We start from the raw sequence: 11,883 nt of genomic DNA on the forward strand, positions 1-11,883 counted from the left end.
TCTCTATGTTTTAATAACCGTCAGTTGGGGTAAGATTTGGGTTGGCAACTAGCTGTGCTGAAGGCACCGGAAAAACATTTCGGTAACTATCTGTAGCTACCCCTTCCTTCACTTTTCCTTTCCATGGCCATTGGTAATCCCCTGTCGTGAACTTGCCAAATCTGACCAAATCCGTACGTCTGTGCCCTTCCCAAAAAAGCTCTCTCGCTCTCTCATCCAAGATAAAATCCAAATCCAAATTGGCATCAGCTACCTCCCCAGAATTGTCACCATAGGCGCGTGTGCGTAGTTCATTGACGTAGGTCAAAGCCTGTGCACGTGTCCCCCCTTCTCCACCACGAAGCACTGCTTCGGCGTACATCAGGTAGGCATCCGCCAATCTAAACAGTGGAAAGTCAGTATCTACCTGCACACTCTGATTGGAGTCCGATAGATCACCATTCAACTTTCTATTTCTAAACTTAGTGACAGCATAGCCATTAGAGAACAGACTGATATCATCAATCTCTAAGCTCTGTCCATCCGTCCAAAACAACGCTCTGCTGTCATTGGTCATGTCAAACTTATTGACCAAAGCTGAGGTCGTCCTCAACCCAGACCAAGCATCGCTGGTCCCGAACATACCCTCTGCGTCCATAGATCCACCGATTTGAGAGTGTAAAATGTATGTCATACCGCCCCAAGTCTGCGTCTGTATCCCATCATAAGTGATCGCAAATATCATCTCAGGGCTATCATCGTTGTCCGCCACAAAACTGTATCTATAATCCGTAGGAATCGTGTATCCTCCTGCGAGTACAGTCTGTAGTGCAGCCAAACAGTCGTCATACTTGTCTTCACCGATGTACACCTCAGCGTTGAGGTATAACTTAGCGAGCAACATAGACGCAGCACCCTGATCCGCTCGTCCATATTCGAATCCCGCCGCTCCTAATGTCGGCATCATATCAGATAACTCCCCCTCCACATACGCGAACAAATCCTCACGCGTGATACGCTCCGGAAAAAATGCTCCTGGCAAGTTCTCTTCGGTCACGAATGGCATAGCGCCAAAAAGATCCAATCCATGTGAATAAGCTAAAGCACGTAGGAATCTCGCCTCCGCTTGAAATGTCTTGATTTCATCTTCCTCTTTGCCTTCGGTCACTCTGATATACTCGTTGCACAGTGCGACGGTGTACATGATGCGCGAGTGCATCGCTGCGATAAAACCGTCATTGGCAGTCCATGTGTGCCAGTGAAAATCCTTGATCGTCGCATCGTTCCAAGACAAAACCGCCTCATCAGTGGTCAACTCTTGGTGATTCCAATATTGTCTCAGGTAGTTACCAAACCCTTCGTCTATCCCTTCAATATCTGGATAGCCATCTGGTCCCTGCTGTCCACTAAGTGCTAGAGTCGCGTACAGTTTTGCCAAGCCTTCTTTGTAATCCGCCACGGTCTCATAGACCTTGTCAGAACCTACTACATCTGGATCGGTTGGACTCACATCCAAATCATTGACACAGGACACGAGGGTCAGCAGGCACAATGATAGTATCGATATATAAATATTATTTGCTTTCATTTTTATGCTGTTTTCGGATTAAAAATTAAGGTTAAGACCTACCAAATAGGTTCTAGGCCGTGGGTAGATATTGTTGTCTATCCCTCCATCAACCTCAGGGTCTATCCCCTCATAATCTGTGATGACAAAAGCATTTTGAACCGTAAAGCTCAACCTTGCTTTTAGCTTGTTCTCAAACAATCCGTCTAGCGTATAGCCTAAACTGATGTTGTCCATCTTGAAGAACGATGCGTCCTGTACGTACATATCCGACCAGTACTGCGGTACAGAAAAACCAATCTCAGCAGCTGACTGTCTGATGTTTCCAAAGTAGCCATTGGCCGAAGATTGATACAAGCTCGATAGCGAATTATCCGCTAGTCCATTGTTATATACATAATTGCCTATGCTCCATCTCCCTGAGAAAGAGAAATCGATGTTTTTGTAATTCAATCTAGAGTTGATCCCGACAAGGACATCCGCATTTGGATTTTGATTGTGGTACTTATTGAACTGGTTGCTGATCACTTCACCGCCTTCTTCTGTTCTATCTACATAGATTCCTTCGAGTGCATTGCCATTGGCATCATACACCTGCTGAAAAGTATAAAAAGCGTATGGTGCATGTCCGACAGTCAAGATTTGAATCTTATTGTCCGTCCCACCAGCAATAGCCCCTACTTGTACGCCTGGGTCGTTAGGATCATTGGTTTTACTGAGTTGTGTAATCTCTCTGGTGTTGTAAGTAAAGTTCGCTCCTACAGACCAGGTAAAGTCAGCCTTAGACACCAATCTACCCGTCAGCGACACCTCTAACCCACTGATTTCCATAGACCCCACATTGGTGATCAGGTAGTTGCTAAAGTTACTCCCATCTGCGATCGGAATATTGTTGAGCAGATCATCCGTCGTCTTCTGATAGTATTCGATGCTACCCGAGAGTTTGTCATCCCAAAACCCAAAATCCAGACCGATGTTATAAGTAGTCGTTTCTTCCCACTTGAGATTAGCGTCATAAGCAGCCGGTCTCAGTGTGTTGTAATAATCATTGCCAAACTGTACTGATGCACCTGTTGTACTTCTGAGGTACTTTGCAATCGCAGGATAATAAGGATCTACCAGATCAGGTGACAGGCCTTGCTGTCCAGTCACCCCATATCCCAATCTCAATTTCAACATGGAGAGTGAAGGAACGGCCTCCAAGAATGACTCATTGTGCAGATTCCAAGCTAGTGCCAATGATGGGAACAGTCCCCAATGGTTGTCTCCAATGAATCGTGATGAGCCGTCTTGTCTCACTGTAGCAGTCAGTACATAGCGGCTGTCATAGTCATAGATCAATCGCCCGTAGAACGACACCAAGAAGTTCTCATCCGAATCCTTCGTATCCTGTACCACTTGTGTACCGTCGGTGTTTCTATCAAATGTCGTCCCTGCTCTCTCCCAGTGCTGCCACGAATATCCACCAATCACGTCGACGCTATGCTGACCAAACTTCTTATTATAGTTAAGATAAAACTCTAAAAGCTCAGAGTTCGACTCGCTCGTATAGTCAAGCAAACGTCCGTTGTCTCCTGTATAATCCCTGTAAGTCCATGTCGTCCCTGGTAGCGCATTGTCCACCCCATCCGTACTTGTTCTGTCCATACCAAGGTTAAGATTTGCTTTCAATTCAGGAAGGAAATGAAGTTTGTAATCCAACTGTACATTACCAATGAATCGGTTGACATCTGCCGTGTTTTCTCTCAACTCCAACATCGCTACTGGGTTGCTGATGAACGTATTGGATGGACCTTCTGGGTCGATGTTGCCGTCAGGTAGTGTCGTGGTGGTATAGGCAAAATAGCCATTGTAGCGGCTGTTGCCATTGTAGACTGGCTGTGTCGGATCAAAATTAACCGCAGAGCCTACCGCTCCTTCGTCTCCAAAATTAGAGTTGGCCAAAGTCCCTTTGGCGTTGACATTGACTTTCAAATGGTTGTCAAGTAGACTAGGACTCAAATTCAATGACAAAGAATGACGTGTCGTAGAAGTCGTCTTGAGTATACCGTTTTGATCCGTAAATCCATAAGACGCTCTGAAAGGAATACCTCCTGCGGCTCCTGAAACACTTACGTTATGGTTTTGAGAAATAGCCGTTTCGAATATCTCCTTTTGCCAATCGGTGTTTTCATCACCCAACTTTCTCAATGCTGCATCATCAATCCCGCTAAAATCAGAGCCGTTTAGACCTGTCACCAACTCTCTGTATTCATCTCCTGTAAGGACATCTACATATTTGGTCGGTGTACTGACTGATACTTGGCTATTGAGGTTTACTTTTAGTTTTCCCGATTTCCCTTTTTTGGTCGTAATCAAGATGACACCATTGGATGCACGTGAACCGTAGATCGCTGCTGCAGAAGCGTCCTTTAGTACTGTGAAAGATTCGATATCATTTGGGTTCAAAGTATTGAGCGGGTTGGACAATCCACTCACTGCGCCATCGTCGATTGGAAAACCGTCAATTACGATCAGTGGGTCGTTGGTCGCTCCCCCTAAAGAAGATCCTCCTCTAATACGGATGGTAGAGGCACTACCCGGTGCGCCCCCAGCGCTGGTCACTGAGACCCCTGCCATACGGCCTGTTAATAGGTCTTGTGGTGAAGTAGTCACGCCTTGATTAAAATCTGTGTCTCCTAAAGTAGCCACTGCACCTGTGACATCATCTTTTTCCACTTCCCCATAGCCTATCACGACTATTTCGGAGAGAGTCGCTACATCGAGATTCAAAGTCACATCTACAGCAGATCTACCTGCCACGAGGGATTCCTGTGTTTCATACCCTACAAAAGAAAATACCAAAATGGCATCTTCGGATTTGAGAGTCATCGAAAACTGGCCGTCTATATTAGTTACTGTACCGTTGGTTGTACCTTTTTCTAAGACACTGACCCCTGGCATTCCTCCGGGTTCGTCGACAGCTGTCACAGTACCTGTCACGCTCTGTTGAGCGAAGGCTATGACTGCCCCGAATAGGATGAAACAAATTATTAGTAGTTGCTTTTTCATACGCTCATGCTTATTAGTTTGATAGTAGTTCAATAATCTTACTCAAAACTAGATATTAGCTTTTCTCGTCACTTGCACAAATCATACACAAACTATGAACTTTAATCCATTTTCATGTTTTAAAGCGCGATTAAGCCTGTTTATACACAAATTAGCAACGTGACTGTAGCTAAGCTGTATGCGTGCAAGAGCATCACTAGAATCCCAAGCATACAGGTCGATTGGTTATATTGCAAGCAGATTTTGTAGTACATGAAAACGAACAAACAACTACCCATTTCATTTCTTACTGGACTCATGGTTCTATACAGTTTTTTGGCTCCAGCCCAAGAGCTGTACTTCTCGACCTTATCGATGCGGGATGGGTTACCCACCAACATCATGGCGGGGGTCACCCAAGATCAGTATGATTTTATTTGGGTGAGTACAGGTAGTGGTTTGGCTCGATATGATGGCAACAAATTTACTTTATTTAAGAAAGGTGAAGCAGACAATACGCTCCCATCCAACGAACTAACCTCTGTCGTGTCTATTGGTGACTACATCTGGGTTGGTAGCTGGGACGGCCTTTGCAAAGTCAACGTCAAGACCTTTGAAATCACACGAGTCGACTTACAGGGAGCCAATACCATTCGCACACTGCATGTAGGGCAGCAGGATGTACTATGGGTAGGGACTGCCAAAGGACTAATCCGCTACGACCTCACCACTGACAATTTCGAACGGCTAAACAATGAACAACACAGCCTCTCGCACAATATGGTGCGTAGTATCTATGAAGACCAAAATGGTACGGTATGGGTAGGCACCTATGATGGTCTCAATCTCCTCAAAAAGGGGCGAAGACAATTCGAACAAGTGACACTAACCAATCCACCTGCTACCAACCAAAATCACCTAGTCCTAGACATCAAACCCTCGATTAACCACGACCCTAATATTTGGATAGGGACGGAACTCGGCCTCTACCGTATCAACACGAATACACTGGAAAGCTATTCGTTCACGGCTTATAATTCCTCGTTTAGCAACCCCGTCATTAAGTGGATCTATCCCGATACCGAAGGAAAACTCTGGCTAGGAACTGATTTTGGTCTCAACATCTTCGACCCTATCACGAAGACCAACTCGACACATTTTCACAATCCTCAACTCCCCTACTCCATCGCCAACAATGTCGTGATTCAAATCTTCGAGGATAAAAGTGGTGTCATCTGGTTCGTCACCTCCAACGGACTGAGCCGGGTCAACAAGTATGGTAACTTCTACACCTTTCACGACATCACCTACGAGGCAGGTGGTCGTGCGATTGGCAACCAGATTAAGTCCTTCCTCATTAGCCGAACGGGAGACTACTGGCTCGCAACCCAACACGGTGTGATCCAACTCGACCCTCATACGGGAAAGAAAAAAATCTTCAATACAGCCAGCCCTGCGAACCAAAGACTCCTTCTCGATAATGTATCTACCCTAGAAGAAGACCAGTTTGGACAGATATGGATAGGTACTGCCAGTGGGATCAACATCTGGGACGAGCAATCCCAAAGCATGACCGCCATCAAGGCTGCCCCTAGCAATGGACTACAATCCAACTATATCGGCAATTTCACCCAGCAGGATGATGGCACACTCTGGGTCAGCGCATGGCAGGGTGGATTATACAAGATAGAAGGAGATCTAAAGGCTCACTCCGATCTACGATTCAAAGAGGTCTCCAGTCTAGCGTCAGGATCAGAAAAACACATCTATGGCGCAGGATACATCTGGACGATCGAGTATGACCAACTATACCGTGTCCATACTGAATCACTGGAGAGCACCCCAGTGATTGCCTTCAACAAAATAGCTGCCAACCGCATGATCTATACCCTCTACTGCTCCGATAGTGGAGAGATATGGGCTGGCACTCTCAATGGCCTCATCCAATACGACCCCTCATCACACCAAGTGACATGGCATCCGTTTTTGACGGACAATGACGAGATCGTCACCAGTATCATAGAAGACGATGCAGGAAACATTTGGAGCGTCACCAACTCCTCGCTGCAAAAACTCTCTGCAACGACGAAACATTTCGAAATCTTCCCACTGGATCACAACCTACCGATCAAGAGCTTCTATTTCGGCTGTGTAGTCAAAAACAAAAATGGCCAAATCCTCTTCGGTGGAGACAACGGATTTATCAGTTTCGTGCCGAATCAAGCCACACCCAATGCCTACATCCCCTCCGTGTATATCACCGACCTAGACATCAACAACCGACACATCTCCATAGGAGAAGAGCTGGATGGTCGCACACTACTGATACAAGACATCTCCTTTGTCGAACATCTCGAACTAGACTATGACGAACGGTCTTTTGCACTGCAATTTTCCTCATTGGACTTTTGGCAACCCAACAAGAACCTTTATACCTACCGCCTCGAAGGGTTCGAAGACAACTGGCATCAGGTGTCAGGCGCGAACAACCTTGCCATCTACTCCAACGTCAAAGCAGGTGACTATACCTTCGTCGTGCGTGCGATCAACTACTACGGTCTAGAAACTGAGGCGGTCACACGCCTACAGATGACCATCAACCCACCGCTATTCCTCAATGGCTACTTCATCACCTTGTACATCGTCATGCTCTTGGTCTTCATCTACTATGCGCTCAAAACCTACTCGACGAGAGTACATCTCAAGAACCAACTGCAGATTACACGACTCGAAGTAAAACACGCTGAAGAAATCGAGCGAACCAAAGAAGTCTTTTTCACCAATATCTCCCACGAACTCCGTACACCGATCAGCCTCATCCTCCCTCCGATTCACCAAGTACAGCATACAGGCACGCTAGATACAGAAAGTAAAACACTGATTGCCCTAGCAGAAAAAAATGCGGAAAGACTACTCCGTCTGGTTAATCAGATTTTGGATTTCAACAAAATGGAGAACGACACCCTACAGCTCAAAGTCCGGCTCGTAGCACTCGTAGCATACTGCGAGGAAGTCTTTTCTATGTTTAGCGACAAGGCGCAAAGAGGACATATTCATTTTCTATTCGAAAAAAATATCCCCGAGCAAGAGGTCTGGATAGATGCCGAAAAAGTAGAGACGGTACTATTCAACCTTCTTTCCAATGCTTTCAAATTCACCTCCAGAGAAGGGTTCATTAAAATGACTGTATCGATCGATACGCAATACCCAGCGTACAAGGAAGGCGCATTCAAGATAGAGGTCAGTGACTCAGGAGTCGGCATCTCTGAGGAAGACCAAGGCAGAATCTTCGAACGATTCTATCAAGCCCAAGACGGCAAACGCAAAGAATCTGGCAGTGGCATAGGACTGACGCTCGCTGCTGAATATGTCGCACTGCACCACGGTAACATCTCCGTCAAAAGTAGCCCTGGAATGGGAACAAGCTTCACCGTCCACCTCCCCCTAGGCAAAACCCACCTCCCCGTGGATACCTTGGCAGCTGATGCGCAAGTCGAGATTCGGGCGACCCCTTCGGTACATGGCAGACAGAACGGCTCGAAGTTCTACCAACTGGATCTCGCCTCTGATAAGCCGCTCGTGCTCATCATAGAGGACAACAACGACATGGTAGACTTCATCCGTACTAGCCTCAACCATAAATACAATTTCGTCGCTGCAGAAAACGGACAAGAAGGGTTGCTCAAAGCCAACAACTTCCTACCCCAAGTCATCATCAGTGACATCATGATGCCCATCATGGACGGGCTCACGCTCTGCAAGGAGATCAAGAACAACCCCAAAACCAGTCACGTATCAGTAATTCTCTTGACGGCCAAAGCCCTACTTTCGCATCGTATAGAAGGGATCAAAACCGGAGCGGATGCTTACATCACCAAACCCTTTGAGATTGAACTCCTCGAAGCACACATAGACCAGTTGATCCAGCGCAAAAAAGAACTAACAGAGTTCTTCAGAAATGATCTCATCCCTTTGCCTAGCGAGTCTCAAGCCGCCAACAACGAGGACAACATCTTCGTCAAGCGCGTCATGGATATCATAGAAGCAAACATTGCCAATTCGGAACTCACCGTAGACATGATCAGCAGCGAGATGGCCATGAGCTCAACCCACCTCTACCGAAAACTCAAAGCCAATACCGACCACTCTGCCAAAGAGATCATCCAAAAGTACCGGCTCAAAAAGGCTTCCCTCCTGCTTCAAAACAAGGAAGGCAACATCACCGAGATCATGTACCAAGTGGGATTCTCTAGCTTATCCTACTTTTCGAAATGCTTCAAATCAGAATTTGGGCTATCCCCCAAAAAGTACCAAGAAAGGTTTGAAACAGAAAAGAAAAAAGTTCAATAACAGCCACCTCCTTCTCTTTATCACGCTTTATGTGCTATACCCAAGCCTGCTGTGACAACTTGTGACATCTCTTTACTATGCCGTGACACACGGTAACATGCTAGTGTCTTAGTTTGATGTATAAACTCACATAAACAAAAACACTATGAAATTTATCATCCTTCTACTCGGTATCTTGGTGGCGGCATGCACGCTAGGTCATGGACAAAATCACCAAACTATGAAAACGCGCTATTATGAAAAACCCATCGTCGAAATGACCCTCAACGGTAAAAAAACCTGGGTGCTACTCGATACAGGATCAGACATCACAGTCTTTAATCTCAAATCCAAAGACAGATATGACTTTCATGCCCATCAGGATTTCAATCAACAAATCAAAGTCGCAGGGTTTGGATCTCGGCACAACCAACTACATCAAGTTACTAATGCGCGACTATATTTTGGAGAAATGCAACTAAAGTCTGACTTTTACGCCTATGACATCACCAACATCGTGAGCTCTATCCGAGCCAGAACTGGAAAACACGTAACAGCTATACTGGGGACCAACCTTATGCGACAATACGGTTTTGTCATAGACATGGGGACCAATACAGTCAGCATAGAATACAAAGTCAAAAAGAACAAAAGAAGCCAGAAACAAGATTCAGAACTCACCATTGCTAAAAACACAAAATAACTTGGACAGGCTCATCAAAATCACTGGAACACTTCTCCTACTTGTCGCGGGACACACTACTCCTGTCTCTGCACAAGAACAAGACAACAGTGGCCTGCAGTGGCTTATGGAATGGCTCTACGAAGAACTCGAAATCAACAACAACGACCAGCCCTTTAGCCCGGCCAATACCGACAACCTGTTGCTCAAAGTAAATCTAGCCAGAGACTGGAAATTCAATATCGGTGACAATGCTCTCTGGGCAACCCCTACTTATCAAGACCAAAATTGGGAAAACATCAAAGTTCCCTCCAGATGGGAAAACGAAGGGTTCAATGGCTATGACGGGATCGCCTGGTACAGGACTAGTTTCGATGGACGACTGCTCAATCCCAAACAGACGCACTATCTCGTCCTCGGCAATATAGATGATGCCGACGAATGCTTCTTCAACGGTCGCATGATCGGAAAAAATGGACGCTTTGCTCCAAAATTCCGAACGGCCTACACTACCAACAGACGCTATTTGATCCCCAATGAGAGCATAGACTTTGGGGGCAAAAACACCATCGCGGTACGCGTCTATGATGAAGTCCTCGATGGAGGGATCGTCAGTGGGAAAATAGGCGTGTATGCAGATTTCAATAGCGAAAATCTAGTACAGGACCTGATGGGACAATGGAAGTTTACCCGATGGGACAAAAAAAATGCCTCTGATCCTAACTACGATGACTCAGGATGGGATGACATCTGGGTACCGTCACTATGGGACAATCAAGGTTACCGATCATTCGATGGTGTGGCATGGTACCGTAGACACTTCGAGCTTAGCTTCATCCCCAAAGAGAACAAAACATACTACCTACTCCTCGGCAAGATAGACGACTATGACATCACCTATCTCAATGGCCACCGTATCGGCGTGACTGCTGATGGGAAAAATTTCGGAGAGAGCCAATCCTATGATCAAATCCGTCTCTACAAAATCCCCAAAGGCCTACTCAAGCAAGACCAGTCCAATGTCCTATCCGTACAAGTGCGTGATCTTGGCTACTATGGCGGCATCTACAAAGGCCCTATTGGAATCGTGGAAGAGCGGTGACCGTTTTAGCGAACGACGAACCTTAAAGAGTATGCTGTAGCATCTGCTGAAGTAACCAAGAGAATATAGCTACCCGAACGAAGATCACTCAAATCCACGCGCACATTTTTCGCACTGGCCTGCTCATAACGAGGCTCTCCATGAGCTACTCCGCTAATACTATATACCTTCATAGAATGGATGTCTAAACCACTCCCAGACTTCAGCTGAACCACACCTCGCGTCACAGTAGAAGGGTAAAGCACGACATTGGCTTTAGAAAAAGCATCGCCAGTAGTAATGCGCTTCACATCGAAGTATTCATATGCTCCATCAAAATCGACTTGTTTCAATCTGTAATAACTTACATCTCCTCGTGGAGATTGATCTACATATTCATATTCATGTGTGGTGTTGATAGTTCCTTGACCGTCGATTTGAGCAATTTCTCCGAATAAAACGCCATCGTCTGATCGCTCTACTACAAAATGAGAATTGTTCGTCTCTGAAGAGGTGACCCACTTTAAACGAGCAGAATAAGACTGAGTCTCCCAAACCACATCGAAATAGAGTAGGTCCACAGGCAACGGATCTCTTCCATCATTTTCAACATACTTTTGTATGCTATCATAACTGTCATCACTCATGTCCTCTATAATCGCTACGGGTTGAGAACCATTATTGGTAACTCCGTCAGTAGTGCCATCAGTGTATACATTTCCATCTCCAGTAAATTCACCATTCACACCTGATGCAGTAATATTCCCTTTGACCACCAAGACTCCTCCTGCTTCAATATTTGCCCCAGCATTATTCTTACCTAAATCAAGGTTTCCCATAATAATCAATACATTATTAGGTCCGATATTGATCGCAGCACCACTATTGGCAGTAAAAATCAAATCACCATGGATAATCAAGGTATCATTTACGGAGAGTGTTTTATTATTCCCTGTTAGGGTTACTGTTTCATCTGAGATCACATAAGAATTAATTGTAATATTACTCCCTACAGTATATCCAGGAGATGTACCCCCCGTCCACGTAGCGCCGACTGCCCAGTTGCCATCCGCTACACTGGTCTGAGCGAGGGTCTCATATAAACCCGACATGATGCATAATACAGAAACCAACAAAACTACCCTTTTCATTGTATGATTATTTTTAATTAACAAGTATGGTTAGAATAAGACCTAATCCAGGCACGCATTCACA

At 45.6% G+C, this 11,883-nt stretch carries 6 protein-coding genes; 3 read left to right on the forward strand and 3 right to left on the reverse strand.

The genetic code is table 11. From position 1 onward, the window contains the following. Positions 1 to 10: 10 nt before the first annotated feature. Positions 11 to 1,567 carry a RagB/SusD family nutrient uptake outer membrane protein gene (locus BGP76_RS10020; RefSeq protein ID WP_119844562.1) on the reverse strand — a complete coding sequence of 519 codons (1,557 nt, stop codon included), beginning with the start codon at positions 1,565 to 1,567 and terminating at the stop codon, positions 11 to 13. 18 nt (positions 1,568 to 1,585) lie between these two features. After that, entirely contained in the window at positions 1,586 to 4,597 is a 3,012-nt protein-coding gene (locus BGP76_RS10025; protein ID WP_119844563.1) for a TonB-dependent receptor, read from the reverse strand. Between the two features lie 252 nt (positions 4,598 to 4,849). Between BGP76_RS10025 and BGP76_RS10030 the strand changes: the two genes are divergently transcribed. The 3 genes from BGP76_RS10030 (at position 4,850) to BGP76_RS10040 (ending at position 10,689) form a co-directional block, all read left to right on the forward strand. Beyond that, positions 4,850 to 8,926: a two-component regulator propeller domain-containing protein gene (locus BGP76_RS10030; protein ID WP_119844564.1), complete on the forward strand. Its 4,077-nt coding sequence runs from the start codon at positions 4,850 to 4,852 to the stop codon at positions 8,924 to 8,926. 145 nt (positions 8,927 to 9,071) lie between these two features. Continuing rightward, on the forward strand, positions 9,072 to 9,608 hold the full coding sequence (locus BGP76_RS10035) for an aspartyl protease family protein (protein WP_073125440.1): 537 nt from the start codon (positions 9,072 to 9,074) through the stop codon (positions 9,606 to 9,608). A gap of 1 nt (position 9,609) precedes the next feature. Beyond that, positions 9,610 to 10,689 (forward strand): beta galactosidase jelly roll domain-containing protein, encoded by a 1,080-nt coding sequence (locus BGP76_RS10040; RefSeq protein WP_119844565.1) that lies wholly within the window; start codon positions 9,610 to 9,612, stop codon positions 10,687 to 10,689. 5 nt (positions 10,690 to 10,694) lie between these two features. On the opposite strand, the gene BGP76_RS10045 is transcribed toward BGP76_RS10040, so the two are convergent. Then, positions 10,695 to 11,819 (reverse strand): T9SS type A sorting domain-containing protein, encoded by a 1,125-nt coding sequence (locus BGP76_RS10045; RefSeq protein WP_119844566.1) that lies wholly within the window; start codon positions 11,817 to 11,819, stop codon positions 10,695 to 10,697. Positions 11,820 to 11,883 lie beyond the last annotated feature (64 nt).

This window comes from Reichenbachiella sp. MSK19-1, from assembly GCF_003590315.1.
Lineage (GTDB): Bacteria > Bacteroidota > Bacteroidia > Cytophagales > Cyclobacteriaceae > Reichenbachiella > Reichenbachiella agariperforans.

Bases quoted from the DNA above. Each gene is read 5' to 3' on its own strand.
- BGP76_RS10035 (WP_073125440.1), top strand. From the start codon at position 9,072: ATGAAATTTATCATCCTTCTACTCGGTATCTTGGTGGCGGCATGCACG.
- BGP76_RS10045 (WP_119844566.1), bottom strand. From the start codon at position 11,819: ATGAAAAGGGTAGTTTTGTTGGTTTCTGTATTATGCATCATGTCGGGT.
- BGP76_RS10025 (WP_119844563.1), bottom strand. From the start codon at position 4,597: ATGAAAAAGCAACTACTAATAATTTGTTTCATCCTATTCGGGGCAGTC.
- BGP76_RS10030 (WP_119844564.1), top strand. From the start codon at position 4,850: ATGAAAACGAACAAACAACTACCCATTTCATTTCTTACTGGACTCATG.
- BGP76_RS10020 (WP_119844562.1), bottom strand. From the start codon at position 1,567: ATGAAAGCAAATAATATTTATATATCGATACTATCATTGTGCCTGCTG.